The organism is Corallococcus sp. CA047B, assembly GCF_003612065.1.
Classification (GTDB): domain Bacteria; phylum Myxococcota; class Myxococcia; order Myxococcales; family Myxococcaceae; genus Corallococcus; species Corallococcus praedator.
The window spans coordinates 1-19,428 of record NZ_RAWD01000185.1 but is presented as its reverse complement, the minus strand read 5'-3'; the positions used below and the strand labels follow the sequence as shown (position 1 = coordinate 19,428).

Here is a 19,428-nt window from a genome sequence, read left to right as displayed (position 1 = left end):
GCCTTCCAGCGAGACGCCGGGCAGCGTGGGCGGGGCTCCCTTCGCATCGCGGGTGGCGAGCGCGTCCATCATCGCGTCGCGGATGGGGCGGTAGCCCGTACAGCGGCAGATGTTGCCGCAGAGCTGATCCGCCACGGCCTCCGGCGAGCCCGCGTCCTTGCGACAGTAGGCCTCCACCATGGAGACGACGAAGCCCGGGGTGCAGAAGCCGCACTGCGACCCGTAGTGCTTCACCATCGCCTGCTGCACGGGGTGGGGCGCGTCGCGCTGGCCCACGCCCTCCACGGTGACGAGCTCGCGGCCGGCCACCATGGGCAGCAGCGCGATGCAGCTGTTGAAGGCGCGCAGGTTCTTCTGGCCCCGGGTGTCCCGGTCCACCATCGCCACGGTGCAGGCGCCGCAGTCTCCCTCGGCGCAGCCCTGCTTGGTGCCCGTCAGCCCGCGCGAGCGGAGGAAGTCCAGCAGCGTGGTGTTGGGCGACTCGGCGTCGACCCGGACGGTCTGGCCGTTGAGCCGGAACTCGAAGGGGGTGCTCATCCCTCGGAGGATAGCAGGGGCGCGGGCGATGGCTGAGTCCCCACCTCCGGAGCCAGTCCGTGGTGGAGCTGGAGCAGCCCCGCCGCGATGCTGACCGCCACCTCCTGCGGCGACTTTCCCCCAATGGGAAGCCCCATGGGGCACTGGACCCGGCCCACCTGCCGGGCGGGCAGGCCCTTCGCGTCCAGCCGCTGCCGGAAGCGGGCCCACTTCGTGTCGCTGCCGATGAGCCCGATGTAGCGGGCGGGCTTCTGGATGGCGAAGGCGATGATGTCCTGATCCACGTCGTGGCGGTGCGTCATCACCGCCACGTAGGTGCGCCGGTCATCCCAGGCCGCACTGGCCGCGAACTCGTCCCAGGGCTCCTCGTGACGGACCACGGAGGCCGGCACCTGCGGGGACTGGACCCACTCGGCGCGCTCGTCCACCAGGTGGACGCGGAAGGGGGTGCCTTCGAGGATGCGGCACAGGGCCTGGCCCACGTGGCCGGCGCCGAAGAGGTAGAGCTGCGGCCCGTGGTTGACGGGTTCGACGAAGACGTCCACGACCCCTCCACAACACTGGCCCAGCTTCGCACCCAGCGGATACCGGAACGTGCGCGCCTCACCCTTGTCCAGACACCCGCGCGCATCCTGGAGCACGAGCTGCTCCAGGTGTCCGCCGCCGATGGTGCCATGGAAGGTGCCATCCGCGCGCACGAGCAGCTTCGCGCCCGGGGACGCGGGCGTGCTGCCCTTGCACTCCGTCACCGTGACGACGGCGAACGGGGTGTTGGTGCGTGCCCACTCCGTGAGCTGGTGAACCCAGTTCCACATGCCGGCCGCAGCTTGCCATGGCGCCTCCCGGGACGCCCGGTTGTCCGCTGGGCAGAGGAGAAAGGAGGCGCTCCTTGCCGGGTGTGGGAGGCACACCACCTTTGCGCCAGACGATTTCACTTCACCGATTCCAAGGAGAAGACGTCATGGCCAATACCGACATCGACACGCTGAACTCCTTCCTGCGCGGTGAGCTGTCCGCCGTGGAGACCTACCGGCAGGCGAGCAAGCACATCAAGAGCCCCGTGGCCCTCACCGAGGTGGAGGCCTGTCTGAAGGACCATGAGGAACGGGTCGCCGCCATCAAGGAGCGCATCGCGAAGCTGGGGGGGCAGCCCGCCGAGAGTTCAGGCCTGTGGGGCACGTTCGCGAAGGCCGTCCAGGGCGGCGCGGATCTGCTGGGCGAGAAGATCGCCATCGACGCACTGGAGCAGGGCGAGGATCACGGCCTGGCGGACTACAACCGCGACATCGACAAGCTGCATGGCGCGGAGCGCACCTTCGCGCGCAGCACCCTGCTGCCGGCCCAGAAGCAGACCCATGGCAAGCTCAGCCATCTGAAGAAGAACCCGAACTTCCACTGAACGTGGCGGTTGCGTGGTGCCGGACATCGCGAGGCGCCCATCCCTGCTTCGAGGGTGGGCGCCTTGTGGTGCAGCGCACGTCCCTCCATCCAGTCCTGGAGGACGCAAGGCGGCGTGCGATACTCGGAAGGCCCCTGCTACCGGCATGGAAGACGGCAGGGGTCTGGAGAAGCGCATGGGGCGTGAGCACACGGGGCCAGGACCGCACGGGTCCGGCACCGACAGGGACGACGAGGGGACCACGTCCCCGCGCAGGCCCGATGTGCGCTCCGAATCCGGCCTCCCTTCCATTCCGTCTCCGACGCTCGCGGACACCAGCCACGCCGCGGGCGCCCTGAGCACCGGCATCGAAGTGCTCTTCACCACGTCGGAGCGCGCGCTCCAGTGGGCGTGGCTGGTGCTCCAGTTGGCCCGGGGCGTGGTGGATGCCACCCCGCGTGGCGACGCCTTCCTGCGCGAGGCCCGCGCGTGCGTGGTGGACTTCCTGGACCACATCCCGCCGCACGTGCGCCGCGGCGTGGAGGAGGTGCTCGTCTTCGGCAACCTCTGGCAGGCCGTGGTCGTGCGCCTGCGCCGCCGGGGCAGCTTTCCCCAGGGCGACGACGAGGCCTGGCGCCAGCTCACCGAGGACGTGGAGCTGCTCCAGCGGGCCGCGCAGGCCCGGCTGGGCACCGCCGCCGCGCTGGAGCAGGGGTTGCTCAAGGACCTGGGCCGCCTGCGGGCGCTGGGCCTGACCGTGGGCACCGACGCCACCGACCTGAGCACCGGCGTGGAGTCCTTCACGCGCTGCATCGGGGAGCTGATGGCCGTCGCCAGCGCGGTGCGCCGTGCGTGGGAGGCCGCCGCCGGGGAACTGGCGGAGTCCGCCGCGTGGCTGCGCGCGGGGGACCCCGCCTTCAGCTCCTGGCTCGCGGATCACCTGGTCGACTCCGGGCCCGCCTGGGAGCGGACCCAGGCAACGGCGCGCTGGCTGCGCGACGTGGGCGCCCTCGCGGGACAGCCCTGAGGCCCCAGTGCCCTACGGCTCCACGAGGATGCGGTGGCGGTGCAGCTCCAGCAGGATGTCCGGATCCAGGTCCGCCTGCCGGTGGTCGCGCAGGTGCTGGCGCACGGCCTCCACGGGCTTCTGGCCGGTGAACTCCACCAGCAGCGAGTAGGCCTCGCCCGGGAGCGCCACCGCGTCGAACTCGCTGTAGGAGCCCAGCGCGACGCTGCCGTCGGACAGCCACTTCACCGTCGCATCCGGGTTGAAGCGCAGCACGCGCGGCAGGGTGGGGGCGGTGGCCTGCGTGTGCAGCTTCTCCAGCACCTTCAATTCGATGGTGCCATCCAGGCCCAGCATCCGCTCCAGGCCGTCCGCGGGCACGGCGCGCACCACGTCGTAGCAGGCCCGGTAGAAGTCATGCTCCATGCCCACGTACCCCTTCCAGAGGGCCGCGTACACCTTGGGCAGGGGAGGGGCGTCGTCCAGGTCCTCCACGGTGAGCGGGACGGTGGCCACCTCCGCCTTGTCGCGCCCGTCCATCAGGAACTCCGGCATCAACTGGAGCAGGGCGTGGCGGGAGAGCTGGAACTCCGCCAGCGTCAGGTACGTCTTCAGCGACATCCAGAAGCGCCGGCCGTCCGCGCCCGCCACGTACTTGCAGAAGAACGTGGAGCACACCGACTCGCGGTACGCCCAGATGGTGCAGCCGCCGGAGTCCAGCGCGTAGTACGGGCAGCGCATGTTCGCGGACCGGCCGAAGAACTGGTGCGCGTTCTTGTACAGGTGGTTGAACTTCGCGGGCGCCTTCACCCACTGGGGGCTCACGCCGATGCGGCTGTCGATCTTCTGCTCGATGCGCCGGCGCCCCTCCGCCATCTCCTTCGAGTCATCCGACAGCAGGGCGCCAATCAGGTAGTTGGGCAGGCGCGGGTAGTACGTGCAGCACTTGGTGTCCGGCCGGAACAGGTGTTCGACGCCGTCCACGGACTCCACGGCGGCCTGCGCGGAGCCGCGGCTCATGGCGCACTTCGAGCACGTGGCCTTCGTCTCCGTGGGCGCCTCCTTCTGGAAGAAGGACGGGAGCAGCTCCCGGTACAGGGCGGGCAGGGTCGAAAGGATGGAGGACATGGAATCGCGGTGTCAGGAGGCCCGGGCGGCCCATTCCAGATGGTAGGTGACGGCGTCGGGGGAGTGGCGGGTGCGGTGCAGGGTGAGGCCCTGCACGCCGATGCGCAACAGTCCTTCTTCCAGCACCCCTTCCGCGAAGCCTTCCATGAGGTCCGGCTCGTTGAGCCAGAGGTCCACCTGGGTGGCGCCCAGCACGGTGAGCCGGGTCTCCGTGAAGTTGTTGCCGCTGCGGAAGTTGTGCTGCATGCGCTCCAGCGAGCGCATGGGCCCCACCACCTTCGCGAGCGTGAGCACCGCGCCGCCCATCAGCGTCTGGGCATAGCCCTCGATCATCCGCCTGCCCAGCAGGCGCCGCGCGACGTCCAGGGGCTCGGCCGGATGCAGCGTGCGGCCCACATCGTCCAGGCACTCCACCCACGTGGCCAGCGGATACGCGGCGAGCAGCGGGGCCTGTGGATCCAGACCGCGCGCGCGCAGCCGGGCCATCAACGCGGGGGGCAGGTGGGGCAGCAGGGTCTTGCGGTACAGGCTGTCCACGGTGTTGCCGAAGATGACGCGCTCGTCCCGCATGGCCTCGTGCCTTCCAGGGACCCATGGGGTCCTGGACGGCATTCTTCGCCCAGGGGACGGGCGCAGGCCAGTTCCGTTGCTACTTCGTCAGCGTTCACCAATCGGCAAGCAGGGCCCTCATGGCCACTCAGGCTTCCTCGTCGGGAAGGAGCGTCCGGAGCAATTCGTCGTCAGGTCCGAGCGGGCGCCAACCGGGCGGGGGCGGAGTCGTGCGGAGTGCTGCCCTGGCCAACCTGACCCGCTCCTTATGGGTTTCTGGCGTGTACGCGGACCACTGGCTGAGCACCAGGGCAACCTCCATCCTGGCGTCGTCATCCAGAACGGCCGGCCAGCCATTGGGAAGGCATGCATACAGTTCGCGTACGAACTGACCGCGCACCAATCGCGTGAGCTGTTGGCTGCGCTCCGCCTCGGCCACCAGCCCACTGAATACCTGCACCCCGGCGATATCGTCTTGTCCAAGCTCCTCGGCCAGCGCCACCAACGAGGCGGTAGGGCGTGCCTCGGCAAAGGCGGTCAGCGAGTCGTAGCCGCGCTCACGGAAGCGCTCATCCAGGCGGGCCTTCCAGTTCCCCTGCCACGAACGTCCGTCGGTCATCGGCTTCTCCCTTTGGTGAACTTCATCGGGATGTCGTAGCGCTTCATGTTCTCTGCGACGATCCTCAGGATCGTATTCCGCGTCAACGTCCGGCCAGCTTCGGCCTCGGCATCGCGCAGTACCTCCATGATCAGCCGGTTCCACTCACCGGGCCAGGTGCGCCCCAGGCGCCAGTTGCCGCCGCCATGAATCGCCTCATGGTGCGCCTGCTCCAGCCTCACGCAGAACTGGTCGATGTCCATGTCGCTCGTGAAGCCGCGCTTCTCGAACCACTCGCGGTGCTCTCGCGGCAGGACGTGGTGCTTGGGCGCATTGGACATTCCTGCCCCAACTCTGTCCGTCACCTGCATGCCGCGCACTTCGGGGCTGTCCCCCAGCGCGTCGCGCACGCCCTTGGGCAGGTCCTGACTCGCTTGGGCCATCAGGACCTGTCCGCCATGGATGCGGACGGCCGCGCTGACGGCGGGGACGGAGATGACGCCCGCCTGCACGAGCCTTCGCATCATCTCCACCCACTCCGCGGAGACAACGATCCGTGAGCCCACCATGACTCCACCCGAACCCATCACGAGGCCCACGCCGAGCGTGGCGGGTGTCGAGGGAGGCCGCCGCGGCAGCGACATCTTCAGCGTGGAAATCAAGGTGAGCATCTCCACCGCCTGCATCGCCGCGATGACCTGCCCACCGAGCTTCATCGTGGAGCGCGTGTCTCGATGGAGCGCGTCGAACTCATGGGTCAGCTTCCCCATCAGCTCCGGCATCGCGGTCGCCGCCGCCTCGACCCGCTCCGGGTCCAATGATGCAAGGTCCGTCAGCGTGGGCTGCATGAGTCCCTGCACTCGATGGAGGTCGGTGAACAGCTTCTCGACGCTGCACATCGGGCAGTGTCGGAGCACGGCGTCCGCGAGGTGGAGGAAGTCAACCCAGGTGGCCAGCAACAGGGTTCCGAACAGGGCCGCCTGGAGCCGGGGCCCCGTCATTCGCAGCAGGCCCAGTTCCATGTCCGAGTCGCCGACGTCCGAGGCCGCATCCGTCAGCGCGGTGGCGCTCCCGAGCGCACCCCGAAGCCACGTCACCTGGTGGGAGCCCTGGTCGAGATAGCGCGTGAAGACGCCATTGAGGCCCCATCCCCCGAGGGCTGGAGGACGGGCCGCGAGCTTGGAGAACGAGGCTTCGACGCTGGCCATGGAACCCTTCACCTCGTCCATGGCTTCGAGGACTGCTTGACGTGTCAGTGCGGGGCTCCGCTCTCCATCCGCCACGCTGCCGGGCCCCGCGCCCGTCGCGTCCTCACGTCCCCCCTGGCGACGCAACAGCCGTTGGGACACCTGGGGCCCGGAGATGGAGGACGGAGGAGAGCCCCGGGCGCGCGGGTGCCCATCGCTCGGAGCCTCTCCCCGTGCGGGCCCAGCATCCACACCCGGTGCGTAGCTCAAGCTCCGGCCACGCCCAGGTGCCTGCGACACAGAGGCACATCCGGTGGCCAGCAGCACCACGGCCAGGAGCAGGGCGTCAGCGCGCAGGGTCCATCCCCAGGCCACCGAGGCGAAAGCCCCCGGCAGCGTCAGCGGTCTTGAACAGTGGGTGATCCGGAGCACACCCGTTCCCGTTGCCCCCGCCTCCACCGCCCGTGGGCGCGGTGGAGGCGGGCGCTACGGATGCGTCAGTAGTGCACGGACAGGGACACGCCGCTGTAGGCCGAGAAGGCGCTCAGCAGGATCCACTGCCGGCCGGCGGTCGTCTGCGCGCCCAGGTTGCACGTCTCGTTGTTGCCGTTCAGGTAGGGCCGGCAACCGTAGGTGGTCGCCGTGGGCGCGTTCCCGAAGCGGGTGTAGAGGTCCACGTCCCCGGTGCCCCCGGAGATGCTCACGGAGGAGGCGGTGTTCGCGGGCACATCGAAGCAGTAGTACTGCTTCGAGCCCACCGCGCCGGAGAGGCTGGAGACCGTGGTGTTGTTCGGCAGCACCGTGCACGGCGGCGGAGGCGGATCGATGCCCACGCCCACCGCGGTCCACGCCGCTTCCACCGCGTTCTGGACGACGGTGTTGTAGCCGAGGATCTGCGCGGCCTGCTTCGTCATCGTCTTGGCCTGCGCCAGGTTGGTGCTGGAGAGGAAGAGGTTGGCGTTGGCGTAATAGAAGATGTGCGCCGCGGCCTCCACGCCAATGGCCGGCACGTTCACCGTCGACTTGCCCCGGGGGTGCACGCCGCCCGTGGACAGGAGCTTGAACGCGAGGTTCGGAATGCCCGAGCCGTAGTGCACGGACGTGCCGGAGGTGAGCTGCGGGTAGTAGTCCAGCGACGCGCCATCCAGCGCCGGGTCGTTCATGTAGCGCAGGGCGTCCCCGGGCGTGTTCGGCGTCACGACCAGCTCCCCGATGTGCCAGATGTTCGTCGCCGTGCTCCAGGTGCCAGACGCCCAGCTTCCACACGTCGCGGCGAAGATGTCCGACAGCGACTCGCTGAGCGCGCCGGACTCACCCGAATAGATGAGGTTGGAGGAGGCGCTCGTCACCGCGTGGGTGAACTCGTGCACGACGACGTCCGGATCCGTGCAGGGCGACCCCGACGTGACGCCGTCGCCGTCACTGCACACCATCGTGGTGCCGTTCCAATAGGCGTTCGGGTACTGCGCGCTGGCGTGCACGTTCGCCTTCAACTGGGCGCCCGCGCCGTTGTAGGAATCCTGGGCGAAGTTCTGCTGGAAGCAGTCGTAGAAGAAGCCCAGGTTGTCGTACGTCGTGTCGAGGACGGCGTCCCCGGTCGGAAGCTGCCCCTCCTGCCGGCACCAGCCATTCGTCGGGCCCCCCACCGAGCACACCCGGCGGTTGAGCGCGGTGTGGATCTCCGACGTCCGCAGCACCTCCGCGCCGTCCGCCGCGCCGATGAAGACGTGGTCGCGCACGGGCAGTCCGTCCGGGGCCTCGCCAGTCACCACCACCTCGAAGGCGCGCACCAGGGCCGCGTCCGGCGTCGGGCGCACGAACACCTCCCGGGGCGCTTCGGCGCTCTGGCCTCCGGACGTCGCCGCCAGGGCCGCCTCCCGCGCCCGCTCCGGAAAGATGCGCGCCGCCTCCGGCGTCCCTTCACCATCGCGCGCGGTGCTGTTCACCAGGTACACCCGGCCCGCCTCGTCCAGGTGCACGAGCAGCTCCTCGCCCACCACCGGCAGTCCCGACTTCACCTGCGCGTAGCGCACGTGGGTGTGGCCCAGCTCGTCGCGGCGGATGCTCACGGGCGTCACGTCCTTCGCCTTCAAGCGGAAGGCGGGCAGCACCCGGGCCAGCGTGGGCTCCAGCAGCGCATGCGCCTGCCAGGCCGAGGCCCCGGAGATGGGACGGCCCGTGGCCCCCAGCGCGCCCTTGAGGAGCGAGGGGATGCCATCCGTGTGCATGTCCAGCACCTGCGCGCCGGGCAGCGCGGCCAGCGCCGCCTTCACGTCCCGGAGGCCGGCGCCGTCGGTGATTTCGGAAGGCGGAAGCGCGGGCGCCTCCGCGTCCGGCCCTCCCGCACCACAGGCGGACAACGTGAACGTCAGGCCGGCCAGGAGCCAGCGGGTGTTGCGCGTCATGGACCTACCCCCACTTGGTGACGAGGCATTGCTTTAAGACCTTCCAAGGAAACCATGGAGCGCTGACTGTCAGTAGGGTTCTTGGAAGACATGGAGTCCGTGGACGGATCACCCGAGCCCACGTCGGCGGCGGTGCACCCACCTGGACGGGGGGCAGCCATCCAGACGCGAACTCCAGGCGTTGTGACGCGGGGCGCGATGATAAGGACGGCCCCGCTGTTACCTCCCGTCACCCGTTCGCAAGGTCCTTCATGCTCACGCTGCGCGGGGCTCCGGCCCTCTCCGAATTCCGGCTCGCCAAGCTGCTCGTCCGTTGTCGCGAGCGGGTGCCCACGGTGGCCACCGTCTATTCGGAGTACGTGCACTTCGCGGACACGTCCGCGCCGCTGACGGACGCGAACGCCGAGCGGCTGGGGCGTCTGTTGGAGTACGGCCCCCGGGCGGCGAAGCGCGAGCGCACCGGCACGCTGCTGCTGGTGGTGCCGCGTCCGGGCACGGTGTCGCCCTGGTCCACGAAGGCGACGGACATCGCGCACCACTGTGGCCTGGCGCAGGTGCGCCGCATGGAGCGCGGCATCGCGTTCTTCCTCACCGGCCCGGGAGGCCGCGAGCTGGACGTGCAGGAGGCCGCGGGCGTGGAGGCGGTGCTCCACGACCGGATGACGCAGGCGGTGCTGCCCCGGTTGGAAGACGCGGCGGTGCTCTTCCAGACGCACGCGCCCCGGCCGCTCACGCGCGTGGACGTGCTGGGCGGAGGACGGGCCGCGCTGGTGCTGGCCAACGGCGAGCTGGGCCTGGCGCTGGCGGAGGATGAAATCGACTACCTGGTGGAGCGCTTCACGGAGCTGAAGCGCAACCCCACCGACGTCGAGCTGATGATGTTCGCGCAGGCCAACAGCGAGCACTGCCGCCATAAAATCTTCAACGCGTCGTGGACGCTGGATGGCAAGCCGCGCGAGCGCTCGCTCTTCCAGGCCATCAAGAACACCTTCGCCGCCAGCCCCGGCGGCGTGCTGTCCGCGTACAAGGACAACTCCGCCGTCATCGAGGGCTTCGAGGTGGAGCGCTTCTTCCCGCAGGGAGAGGCGCGCGAGTGGGGCGCCGTGCGCGAGCCGGCCCACATCATGATGAAGGTGGAGACGCACAACCATCCCACCGCCATCTCCCCGTACCCGGGCGCGGCCACGGGAGCGGGCGGAGAGATTCGCGACGAGGGCGCCACCGGACGCGGCGCGAAGCCCAAGGCGGGCCTCACGGGCTTCTCCGTCAGCCACCTGCGCATCCCGGGCTACACGCAGCCGTGGGAGGTGCCGTACGGCAAGCCGGACCGCATCGTGTCCGCGCTGGACATCATGCTGGACGGCCCGCTGGGCGGCGCGGCGTTCAACAACGAGTTCGGCCGGCCCAACCTGTGCGGCTACTTCCGCAGCTTCGAGCAGCAGATTCCCACCGCCACCGGCGTGGAGGTGCGCGGCTACCACAAGCCCATCATGCTGGCGGGCGGGATGGGCAACATCCGCGCGGGCCACGTGAAGAAGGAGCTGCTGCGCGCGGGCGACAAGCTCATCGTGCTGGGCGGCCCGGCGATGCTGATTGGCCTGGGCGGCGGCGCGGCGTCCTCCATGGCGCAGGGCGCGAGCGCGGCGGACCTGGACTTCGCCTCCGTGCAGCGTGACAACGCGGAGATGGAGCGCAGGTGTCAGGAGGTCATCGACCAGTGCTGGATGCTGGGCGATGCGAACCCCGTGCGCTCCATCCACGACGTGGGCGCGGGCGGCCTGTCCAACGCGCTGCCGGAGCTGGCGCACGACAACGGCCTGGGTGGCCGGTTGGAGCTGCGCGAGGTGCCCAACGACGAGCCGGGCATGTCCCCGGTGGAGATCTGGTGCAACGAGGCGCAGGAGCGCTACGTGTTGGGCGTGGCGCCGGAGGACCTGCCGCGCTTCGCCGCCCTGTGCGAGCGCGAGCGCGCCCCCTTCGCCGTGCTGGGCGAGGCCACGCAGGAAGAGGTCCTTACGCTCTCCGACCGACAGTTGGGGGACACGCCCATCGCGCTGCCCATGGACGTGCTCTTCGGCAAGGCGCCGCGGATGCACCGCGAGGGCGTGTCGCGGCCCCTGACGCACGCGCCGCTGGATGTCCCCCGGGACTACAAGGCGCTGGCGCACGCGGTGCTGTCGCACCCGACGGTGGCGGACAAGTCGTTCCTCATCACCATTGGCGACCGCACCGTGTCCGGCCTCACCGCGCGCGACCAGATGGTGGGCCCCTGGCAGGTGCCGGTGGCGGACTGCGCGGTGACGCTGTCCTCCATCCTGTCCACCACGGGCGAGGCCATGGCGCTGGGCGAGCGCACGCCGCTGGCCCTCATCGACGCGGCGGCCTCCGCGCGCATGGCGGTGGGTGAGGCGCTGACGAACCTGGCGGCGGCGCGCATCGACAAGCTGTCGGACGTGAAGCTGTCCGCGAACTGGATGGCGGCGGCGGGCAGCCCCGGCGAGGACGCGAACCTCTACGCGGCGGTGCACGCGGTGGGCATGGAGCTGTGCCCCGCGCTGGGCATCGCCATCCCCGTGGGCAAGGACTCCATGTCCATGCGCACGCAGTGGCAGGAGGACGGCGCGAAGAAGGCGGTGACGTCGCCCTTGTCGCTCGTCATCACCGCGTTCGCCCCGGTGCTGGACGCGCGCCGTGCGCTAACGCCGCAACTGGTGGACGTGGGCGCGGACACGCGGCTGCTCCTGGTGGACGTGGCGGCGGGCCGGCAGCGCCTGGGCGCCTCCGTGCTGGCGCAGGTCCACCAGCAGGTGGGCCCGGAGTCCCCCGACGTGGACAGCCCGGCCCGGCTCAAGGGCTTCTTCGCCGGCATGCAGGAGCTCCAGGCGGCGGGCGTGCTGCTCGCCTACCACGACCGCTCCGACGGCGGCCTCTTCGCCACGCTGGCGGAGATGGCCTTCGCGGGCCACTGCGGTCTGGACGTGGACGTGACGCCGCTGGGCAACGACCCCCTGGCGGCCCTCTTCAACGAGGAACTGGGCGCGGTGGTGCAGGTGCGCTCGGCCGACGTGGCGCGGGTGGTGGACGTCTTCGCGAAGCACGGCCTGGGCGGCCACGTGCACGCGCTGGGTGCTCCGACGGAAGCGCAGGTGGTGCGGGTGCGCGGCGGTGGTTCCGAGCTGCTCGCGGAAGACACCGTGGCGCTCAAGCGCACGTGGTCGCGCGTCAGCTACGAGATGCAGAAGCTGCGCGACAACCCCACCTGCGCGGAGGAGGAGTACGCGGCGAAGTGCGACGCGAGCGACCCCGGCCTGTCGCCGGTGCTCACGTTCGATCCGACGGTGGACGTGGCGGCGCCGTTCATCGCGAAGGGCGCCCGGCCCCGCGTGGCCGTCCTGCGCGAGCAGGGCGTCAACAGCCAGCAGGAGATGGCGGCGGCGTTCACCCGCGCGGGCTTCACGGCGGTGGACGTGCACATGAGCGACCTGCTCGCGGGCCGCGTGTCGCTGAAGGATTTCCAGGGCGTGCTGGCGTGCGGCGGCTTCAGCTACGGCGACGTGCTGGGCGCGGGCGGCGGCTGGGCGAAGTCCATCCTCTTCAACCCGCGCACGCGCGACGCCTTCTCCCAGTTCTTCGCGCGGCCGGACAGCTTCGGCCTGGGCGTGTGCAACGGCTGCCAGATGTTCGCGCAGCTGCGAGACCTCATCCCCGGCGCGGACGCGTGGCCGCGCTTCGTGCGCAACGCGTCCGAGCAGTTCGAGGCCCGCCTGGGCACGGTGCAGGTGGCCCCGTCTCCGTCGCTCTTCTACAAGGGCATGGAGGGCAGCCGGATGCTCATCGTCGTGTCGCACGGCGAAGGGCGCGCGGAGTTCCCCAACGCCGAAGAGGCCGCGCGCGTGGATGGCTCCGGGCTGGTGACGACGCGCTGGGTGGACAACCGGGGGCAGGTGGCGGCGAAGTACCCGGCCAACCCCAACGGCTCGCCGCACGGCATCGCGGGGCTCACCACGAAGGACGGGCGCTTCACCATCACCATGCCCCACCCGGAGCGCGTGCACCGCACCGTGCAGCACTCCTGGGCCCCGACGACGTGGGGCGAGGATGGCCCCTGGATGCGCATGTTCCGCAACGCCCGCGTCACCCTGGGGTGATGCGGGGCAGTGGGGCCTTCTTCGCTACTTGAGGAAGGCGCCCTTCACCGCATCCAGCAGCGGGTTGGCGCCGGTTGCGGGGTCGATGCATCCCTGGTTGAGGGTCCAGATGATGGCGCCGCCATAGCCTTCCTGTTTCACGAAGGCGCCCTTGGCGGCGATGGCCTGCGGACTGTCGTAGGAGATCCACGTCACGGTCCCGTCCTCCACCAGTTGATCCGGTGCGAACGTCACGTAGCTGGCCTGGGCCTTCTCATCCCACTGGTACTTCCCCTGCTTCGAGTAGCGGAGGATCTTCTTGTACGTGAACGAGTTGTCCCCGCCGACGTAGTCGGACCAGTTCGTGAACGGCTGGTAGGGGCCGGTGATGTGGCGCCACGCGAGGCCGTAGAAGGGGATGCCCAGGCCCAGCTTCGCCTTGGGGATGCCCGCCTTCACCCACAGCTCCAGGCTGGACGCGATGGACGTGGGGTGCAGCCCCTGCTCACCGCGCAGCGCGGACGTGTGCCAGGACTTCCAGCCGTCCCACGCGCCGATCATCTCGTAGGACATGAGGTTGAGCTGGTCGAAGTAGGCCGCCAACTGCACGAACCACGGGTCGGCGTCGTTGGGGAAGTTGGTGTTGATCCAATGCAGGGGGAAGGTGAGGAGCATCTTCGGACGCGCCTCACGCAGGGCCTTCGCCAGGGCCAGCAGTTGGGGACGGTCCTCGGGCTTCACCGGCTCCCAGTCCAGGTCCAGCCCGTCGTAGCCGAAGTCGTCCATCGCCTTGAGCAGCTCACGGACGAACTTCGCCCGGTTCGCGTCGGAGGCCGCGCCCACCCAGCCGTCGTGTTCGCCGGAGCCGCCCACCATGATGATCGCCTTGCGACCGGCCGCATGGGCGCGCTTGGACAGGATGCGCGCGATCTCCGGACCCCGGTCGTTGTCGAACTTGGTGCTGAGCGTGCCGTCCGGCTTCGGGGTGACTCGGCCCACGAGGATGTGCGTGAGCGCGCTGAAGTCCACCTTCTCCGGCGGGTAGTCGTCCGCGTTCCAGCCCGTGTAGTAACCGGACACCCACTTGCCCTGGCCCGGAGGTGTCGGAGGGCTCACGACCACGGTGGCCACGGCCTGCTGCTGCGGGTCCGCCTTGCTGCGAGCCATCACGCGGTAGACGCCCGGCTTCTTCGGCGCCGTGTAGAGGCCGGTGGCACTGAGGGCTCCACCGTCCCGGCCGGGATCCACGCTCCAGGCCACCTCCGTGTTCGGGCTGTTCGCCACGGTGGCGACGAAGGCGTGCGTGGCACCCGGGGACAGGAAGACGTCCGGCGTGTTGAGGGTGACGCTCACGCCCGCCTTGAGTGACGGCGCGCCCGAGTGCTCCACGCCGAGGTCGTCGAAGAAGAGCGGGGGCAGGGTGCCGCCGCTGTCTTCCTGGAGCCAGAGCCCGGTGATGTTCGTCCGCCCCTCGGGCACCAGCTTCGACAGGGGCACGCGGCAGGAGGTCCAGCGTCCGGCGGGGATGGTGCCGCCGTCACACGTGGGGCCCAGCGGCACGCCCACGGGCTGCTCCGTGCCGATGACGACGCGCACGCGCACCGCCGCGTTCCCACCCGTCTTGCCCCCGTGCGCGCGCAGCACCAGCGTGTCTCCGGGCTCCACGCGCAGGCCTTCGTGGCCGAAGTACAGCGCCTCCCATGCTCCCAGCGTCACGGAGATGGCGCGGGCGCCCGCGGCGACAGGTGTGGTGGCGCCGAGCGAATGCGTCCCCGCCCAGGTCAGGTCCTGCCAGGGCGCGACCAACTGGTCCTGATAGATCCACGTCGTCGGGCGGGGCGGGGGGCCCGCGTCCCCGGGCACCTTGGGCCGTGGCGGGGCGCCCAGGCTGACACCGGCCATGAGCAGCATGGTGCTCAGCGCCGCGCGCAATGCCGTCGGATTTCGTCGCATGGTGCTCCACCCTCGCACAGCGGGGACCGATCCGTGCCAGGACGGCGCGCTCTGGGGGCCTGAGCCTCGCACACGCGGGCGGGCGCGCGTCCCGGGCAGGGCGGACGAAACGGCTGCGCCCGGAACGCGGGATGCGTTCCGGGCGCGGCACCCGGCAAGAAAGTCCTACGCCCGGACCAGCTCGATGGGGCTGCCTTCGGGCACATGCTTCATGGCCACTGAGTTCATGCAGTAGCGCAGGCCGGTGGGCGGCGGGCCGTCCGGGAAGACGTGGCCCAGGTGTCCGTCGCAGCGGGCGCAGCGCACCTCGGTGCGCACCATGCCGTGGGACACGTCCTTGATCTCCGTGAGCGAGTCCTTGGACAGGGCCTGGGTGAAGGACGGCCATCCGGTGCCGGACTCGAACTTCGTCCCAGACTGGAACAGCGGGTTGTTGCACCCGGCGCACACGTAGGTGCCGGGCGTCTTCGTGCCCAGGAAACAGCCCGTCCCCGGGTACTCCGTACCGTGCCGGCGCAGCACGTCGAACTCCTCGGGGGTGAGGCGCTTGCGCCACTCTTCGTTGGAAAGATTGAGCTTGTCCGTCATGGGTCCTCCTCCACGGTTCCGGGCACCTGCCCGAGCACGACCTTGGATGCTCCAGCGTGATTCCCGTCGCACCGTATACCAGGGAGGCAGGCGGGGGACTGTCACCCCGGAGACCCCCGGCACGGGCATGCGGGCCCGAGGACAGGGCCACGAAGAACGGGTGGCGCGGGTTGTACCTCCACATGGGGATGCGCCCGCCCCAAGGAGGTTGCCGATGCGGATTTCGGAACTGATGCACAAGGACGTGGAGACCATCGAAGCCGACGAGTGTCTGCGCACCGCCGCCGAGCGCATGCGCACCCACTACATCGGCGCGCTGCCCGTCACGGAGAACGGCCAGCTCGTGGGCATGCTGACCGACCGGGACATCGCCGTGCGCTCCACCGCCCTGGGCAAGGACCCCAACCACACCTCCGTGCGGGAGACCATGACCGCCACCGTCATCACCTGCTCCGCGGACGACTCGCTGGACGCGGGCGAGCGCCTGATGGAGGAGAAGAGCGTGCGCCGGCTCGTCGTCGTGGACGAGGACCGCCACGCGGTGGGCATCCTCAGCATGGACGACGTGGCCACCGTGCCTGGCAAGCTGATCCGCCCCGGTGAACTGCTGGAGCACCTGAGCATCTACTCGTGAGCCGCTGACACCCGCGGGCCCGGCATCCCCGACGGAAGTGGGGACACCGGGCCCTCGAAGCCACTGACTTCAGCCCGCTACGGCCGGCTGGCACGCGGCGGACAACCACGACACGGCGTCATCCCAGGACAGGTCGCGCTGGGCACCGTCGCGCTGGCGCAGGCGGACGTTGTTCGCCTCCACCTCCCGGCCCCCGACGACCGCGAGGAACGGCACGCCGTCCTCGTGCGAGCCGAGCACCTTGCGCGACAGCGATTCGTCGCGCACGTCCGCCCGGGCCCGGCAGCCCACCTGTCTCAACCGCGCCGCCAACCGTTCCGCGTACGCGGCGGCCCCCGCGCCCACGGAGGCCACCACCACCTGTTCGGGCGCCAGCCACGCGGGCAGCGCGCCCCCGTGGTGCTCCAACAGGATGCCGATGAACCGCTCCAGGCTGCCGAACAGCGCGCGGTGAAGCATCACCGGGCGCACGCGTGCCCCAGCCGCGTCGACGTAGTGCAGGTCGAAGCGCTCCGGCAGCACCAGGTCCAGTTGGATCGTGCCGCACTGCCACGCGCGGCCCAGCCGGTCCTGGAGCACGAACTCCAGCTTGGGCCCGTAGAAGGCGCCCTGGCCCGGCTGCTCCGCGAACTGGAGCCCCGCCTGTCGCGCGGCCGACTGGAGCCACGCCTCCGCCTGATCCCACACCGCGTCGCTGCCGGCGCGCATCGCCGGGCGCCCGGAGAAGGCCACCTGCACGTCGTCGAAGCCGAAGCCCGCGTAGAACGCCTTGAGCGACTTCACGTAGCGCACCACCTCCGCCTCCACCTGCTCCGGAGCGCAGAAGATGTGGCCGTCGTCCTGCGTGAACTGGCGCAGGCGGAACAGGCCATGCAGCGCGCCGCTGGGCTCGCTGCGGTGCACCAGCCCGAACTCCCCCAGCCGCAGGGGCAGGTCGCGGTGGCTGGGCGCCATGCGCTGCACGAGCTGGATGTGGCCCGGGCAGCTCACCGGCTTGAGCGCCAGGTGCCGGTCACCCTCGGGCATGCAGAACATGTTCTCGCGGAAGTTCTCCCAGTGGCCGCTCTGCTCCCAGAGGGGTTGGGAGCACAGTTGCGGCGTACGGACTTCCTGGTAGCCCTCGTCGCGCATGCGGTCGCGAACGTGGTCCTCCAACAGGCGGTACAGCATCAGTCCGCGCGGGTGCCAGAACACCATGCCCGGGGCCTCTTCCTGCAGGTGGAAGAGGTCCAGGCGCTGGCCCAGCGCGCGGTGGTCATGTTCGTCGAGCATCGTCGTGTCTCCGTGTGTCGGTCGGTTGAAGAGCCGGGGCCGGACACGGGGCGTGAGTGCTTGCACGGTCGCCCCGGCCGGTACTCGGCGGGGCGGGAAACCGTGCGCTCGTCAGACCACCGACACGCGCACCGATACCCGTCCCGCCGAGGCGGTAGTGGTCGTGGTCGCGGTGGTGGTGATGAAGAGGCTCACGGGACAAGAAGTGCTCCCGGACGCACGGAAAGTCAAGCCGTGCGCCGGGACGACAGGGGCCGTCAGTTCAACAGCGCGAGCAGGCCGAACAGGCCGACGAACAGGTAGAAGAGCGACTCGCCGGCGATGAGGCCACCGCCCACCAGGGACATGGTGCTCATGTCCTCCGGAAGCACTGCCTCTCCCGGCGCGGGCTCGCGGCTGAAGCGCTTGGAGAAGGTGTTGAACAGCGACGTGAGCACGCCGCCGACGCCAAACCACAGGGTGGCCGGCAGCGCGATGAAGCCACCGAACGCAGCCGCGTAGGGGCTCGGCAGCACCACCGAGTCCATCACGTAGCCGACCGCGAAGCCCTGACGCGAACCCTGCACGAAGCGCAGGTACGCGGGATGACGGCGGATGATCTTGCGCAGGACCTCCATCGTGAAGCCGATGCCCAGGCCGATGAGCAGCGCCTTCACCTTGTGGTCCGACAGCGCGCCCAGGTCGCGGATGGCGCCCACGAACTTGTACGTCATCGCGCTTCCCCACTGGCCCACCTGCGTGTCGGGGTGGTCCAGCTGGTTGACGGACAGCACCGGGTAGGCGCCCATGAACACGCGCGCCAGGCCCACGCACAGCACCGCGCCCATGAAGATGCCCAGCACCTGGTAGCGGAACTGCACCACGCGGTTGGTGCCCAGGCGCCAGCCGGTGGAGCGGTCCTGCTGCATGTCGCAGCCCACCGACGTGGAGATGAGCAGGATGGAGGACGCCATCAGGCCCACCAGCGGATCCTTCAGGCCCAGCAGCGACATGAGCAGCACCGACATCACGAAGGCGCTGGAGATGGGGTTGTTGTCGCTGATGCCGTAGGCGATGCCGTTGATGAGCACGAACAAGAGCGACAGCGCGAGCCCGAAGATGATGAAGCCCGCGGGCTGGTGCAGCACCTGCGTGGCGACGATGACCACCGCCACGCCCCAGCCCACCACCCAGGCGATGAGCCGGGGCACGTTGACCTTCTTCCAGGCGGGCTCGGCGTCCACCGGCTCCTGCGCGCGGCCACGGATGCGCGCCACCGCCTGCACCGCGAGCAGCGACAGGTCCACCAGCGCCGCGCCGCAGATCATCGCCAGCGAGATGAGGAAGCCGATCTTCCGGTACGGATCATTGGGCCCCAGCCACCCGATGCCCTGCAGGAACGGCGTGATGGCGTAGCCCAGCAGGCCCATGCACATCGCGGGAACGGTGATGCGGCTGCCCACCACCATGCCGGCGCCCACCGTGGAGCTGCTCACGCTCAGCGCCGCGACGGCCGCGACCTTCTCCGTCAGCCACGCGGCCAGGATGCCCAGGCCGGTGCCGCCGCCCAGCTTCGCGATGGACGCCTTGAGCAGGCGCTTGTCGGTGAGCGCGCGCAGGATGTTCGCCACCGCGTAGCCCGACGGGTAGTCCAGTTGGAGCCGGTCCACGAGCAGCGGCGTGTAGAGCATGCCCACGCCCACGCCGAACATGCCCACGCACCCGACGAAGAGCATCAACTGCCACGCGGGCGGCTGAGGCATGCCCAGCCACACCATGGCTTGGATCAACACGGACATGGCGCACAGCGAGGCCACCGACGCGGCCATCGTCTGCATGTAGTTGGCGCCGTGCTTGCCCTCCGCGCCGTAGCCGTAGGTGACGACGCTGCCGAGGATGCCGGAGAGCACCTGGCTTGCGACGAAGAAGCCCAGGCTGAAGTTCATGTACGACGCGGCCACGCCGCCCAGCGGGCCCAGGATGAGGATGGCCACCGTGGCGAGCAGCAGGTGGTACTTCCACGAGTTCACCGCGGGCAGGAAGCGGAAGCGTGGGGTCACCGCCTCGGACGCGGGCGACAGGGTGGG

15 protein-coding genes are annotated in these 19,428 nt (G+C 70.0%); 4 read left to right on the top strand and 11 right to left on the bottom strand.

The window, feature by feature from the left end:
- Together D7X74_RS25860 and xdhC are read right to left on the bottom strand one after the other, a co-directional pair.
- A partial coding sequence (locus tag D7X74_RS25860; RefSeq protein ID WP_147446678.1) for a 2Fe-2S iron-sulfur cluster-binding protein occupies nucleotides 1-537 on the bottom strand: 537 nt, incomplete at its 3' end.
- Nucleotides 534-1,352 (bottom strand): xanthine dehydrogenase accessory protein XdhC, encoded by an 819-nt coding sequence (gene xdhC / locus D7X74_RS25855; RefSeq protein ID WP_120535668.1) that lies wholly within the window; start codon nucleotides 1,350-1,352, stop codon nucleotides 534-536. The genes D7X74_RS25860 and xdhC, both read right to left, overlap by 4 nt.
- A 146-nt stretch (nucleotides 1,353-1,498) precedes the next feature.
- Here xdhC and D7X74_RS25850 point away from each other — a divergent pair, with 146 nt between their 5' ends.
- Both D7X74_RS25850 and D7X74_RS25845 read left to right on the top strand, forming a co-directional pair.
- The gene (locus tag D7X74_RS25850) at nucleotides 1,499-1,936 is read left to right on the top strand and encodes a DUF2383 domain-containing protein (protein ID WP_120535667.1); all 438 of its coding nucleotides are present in this window, start codon (nucleotides 1,499-1,501) and stop codon (nucleotides 1,934-1,936) included.
- A 175-nt stretch (nucleotides 1,937-2,111) separates the two neighbouring features.
- Entirely contained in the window at nucleotides 2,112-2,942 is an 831-nt protein-coding gene (locus D7X74_RS25845; protein WP_147444421.1) for a hypothetical protein, read from the top strand.
- A 12-nt stretch (nucleotides 2,943-2,954) separates the two neighbouring features.
- Here D7X74_RS25845 and D7X74_RS25840 read toward each other — a convergent pair whose 3' ends face one another.
- The 5 genes from D7X74_RS25840 to D7X74_RS25820 all read right to left on the bottom strand — a co-directional run bounded on the left by D7X74_RS25840 (nucleotide 2,955) and on the right by D7X74_RS25820 (nucleotide 8,788).
- Nucleotides 2,955-4,049, bottom strand: a complete 1,095-nt coding sequence (locus D7X74_RS25840) for a hypothetical protein (RefSeq protein ID WP_120535665.1) — start codon at nucleotides 4,047-4,049, stop codon at nucleotides 2,955-2,957.
- A gap of 12 nt (nucleotides 4,050-4,061) precedes the next feature.
- Entirely contained in the window at nucleotides 4,062-4,619 is a 558-nt protein-coding gene (locus D7X74_RS25835; RefSeq protein ID WP_120535664.1) for a DUF2378 family protein, read from the bottom strand.
- Nucleotides 4,620-4,746: 127 nt separating this feature from the next.
- Entirely contained in the window at nucleotides 4,747-5,217 is a 471-nt protein-coding gene (locus D7X74_RS25830; protein WP_120535663.1) for an NUDIX hydrolase, read from the bottom strand.
- Entirely contained in the window at nucleotides 5,214-6,404 is a 1,191-nt protein-coding gene (locus D7X74_RS25825; RefSeq protein ID WP_370450806.1) for a DUF2380 domain-containing protein, read from the bottom strand. The genes D7X74_RS25830 and D7X74_RS25825 overlap by 4 nt, the downstream gene beginning before the upstream one ends.
- A 476-nt stretch (nucleotides 6,405-6,880) precedes the next feature.
- Nucleotides 6,881-8,788 carry a M4 family metallopeptidase gene (locus tag D7X74_RS25820; RefSeq protein ID WP_120535662.1) on the bottom strand — a complete coding sequence of 636 codons (1,908 nt, stop codon included), beginning with the start codon at nucleotides 8,786-8,788 and terminating at the stop codon, nucleotides 6,881-6,883.
- A 251-nt stretch (nucleotides 8,789-9,039) separates the two neighbouring features.
- On the opposite strand from D7X74_RS25820, the gene purL reads away from it, so the two are divergent.
- Entirely contained in the window at nucleotides 9,040-12,936 is a 3,897-nt protein-coding gene (purL, locus tag D7X74_RS25815; protein WP_120535661.1) for a phosphoribosylformylglycinamidine synthase, read from the top strand.
- Between the two features lie 24 nt (nucleotides 12,937-12,960).
- On the opposite strand, the gene D7X74_RS25810 is transcribed toward purL, so the two are convergent.
- Together D7X74_RS25810 and msrB are read right to left on the bottom strand one after the other, a co-directional pair.
- Nucleotides 12,961-14,868 (bottom strand): glycoside hydrolase family 18 protein, encoded by a 1,908-nt coding sequence (locus tag D7X74_RS25810; protein WP_120535660.1) that lies wholly within the window; start codon nucleotides 14,866-14,868, stop codon nucleotides 12,961-12,963.
- 165 nt (nucleotides 14,869-15,033) lie between these two features.
- Nucleotides 15,034-15,456, bottom strand: a complete 423-nt coding sequence (msrB, locus tag D7X74_RS25805) for a peptide-methionine (R)-S-oxide reductase MsrB (protein WP_120535659.1) — start codon at nucleotides 15,454-15,456, stop codon at nucleotides 15,034-15,036.
- Nucleotides 15,457-15,670: 214 nt separating this feature from the next.
- On the opposite strand from msrB, the gene D7X74_RS25800 reads away from it, so the two are divergent.
- Entirely contained in the window at nucleotides 15,671-16,090 is a 420-nt protein-coding gene (locus D7X74_RS25800) for a CBS domain-containing protein (protein ID WP_120535658.1), read from the top strand.
- A gap of 69 nt (nucleotides 16,091-16,159) precedes the next feature.
- On the opposite strand, the gene thrS is transcribed toward D7X74_RS25800, so the two are convergent.
- Nucleotides 16,160-17,362: a threonine--tRNA ligase gene (gene thrS, locus D7X74_RS25795; RefSeq protein ID WP_120535657.1), complete on the bottom strand. Its 1,203-nt coding sequence runs from the start codon at nucleotides 17,360-17,362 to the stop codon at nucleotides 16,160-16,162.
- A gap of 257 nt (nucleotides 17,363-17,619) precedes the next feature.
- Nucleotides 17,620-19,422, bottom strand: coding sequence for an OPT/YSL family transporter (locus tag D7X74_RS25790; RefSeq protein ID WP_120535669.1), 1,803 nt, complete (start codon nucleotides 19,420-19,422; stop codon nucleotides 17,620-17,622).
- Between the last annotated feature and the right edge of the window lie 6 nt (nucleotides 19,423-19,428).

Bases quoted from the DNA above. Each gene is read 5' to 3' on its own strand.
- D7X74_RS25850 (WP_120535667.1), top strand. From the start codon at position 1,499: ATGGCCAATACCGACATCGACACGCTGAACTCCTTCCTGCGCGGTGAG.
- D7X74_RS25810 (WP_120535660.1), bottom strand. From the start codon at position 14,868: ATGCGACGAAATCCGACGGCATTGCGCGCGGCGCTGAGCACCATGCTG.
- D7X74_RS25835 (WP_120535664.1), bottom strand. From the start codon at position 4,619: ATGCGGGACGAGCGCGTCATCTTCGGCAACACCGTGGACAGCCTGTAC.
- purL (WP_120535661.1), top strand. From the start codon at position 9,040: ATGCTCACGCTGCGCGGGGCTCCGGCCCTCTCCGAATTCCGGCTCGCC.
- D7X74_RS25830 (WP_120535663.1), bottom strand. From the start codon at position 5,217: ATGACCGACGGACGTTCGTGGCAGGGGAACTGGAAGGCCCGCCTGGAT.
- D7X74_RS25845 (WP_147444421.1), top strand. From the start codon at position 2,112: ATGGGGCGTGAGCACACGGGGCCAGGACCGCACGGGTCCGGCACCGAC.
- D7X74_RS25840 (WP_120535665.1), bottom strand. From the start codon at position 4,049: ATGTCCTCCATCCTTTCGACCCTGCCCGCCCTGTACCGGGAGCTGCTC.
- D7X74_RS25800 (WP_120535658.1), top strand. From the start codon at position 15,671: ATGCGGATTTCGGAACTGATGCACAAGGACGTGGAGACCATCGAAGCC.
- xdhC (WP_120535668.1), bottom strand. From the start codon at position 1,352: ATGTGGAACTGGGTTCACCAGCTCACGGAGTGGGCACGCACCAACACC.
- msrB (WP_120535659.1), bottom strand. From the start codon at position 15,456: ATGACGGACAAGCTCAATCTTTCCAACGAAGAGTGGCGCAAGCGCCTC.
- thrS (WP_120535657.1), bottom strand. From the start codon at position 17,362: ATGCTCGACGAACATGACCACCGCGCGCTGGGCCAGCGCCTGGACCTC.
- D7X74_RS25820 (WP_120535662.1), bottom strand. From the start codon at position 8,788: ATGACGCGCAACACCCGCTGGCTCCTGGCCGGCCTGACGTTCACGTTG.
- D7X74_RS25825 (WP_370450806.1), bottom strand. From the start codon at position 6,404: ATGGCCAGCGTCGAAGCCTCGTTCTCCAAGCTCGCGGCCCGTCCTCCA.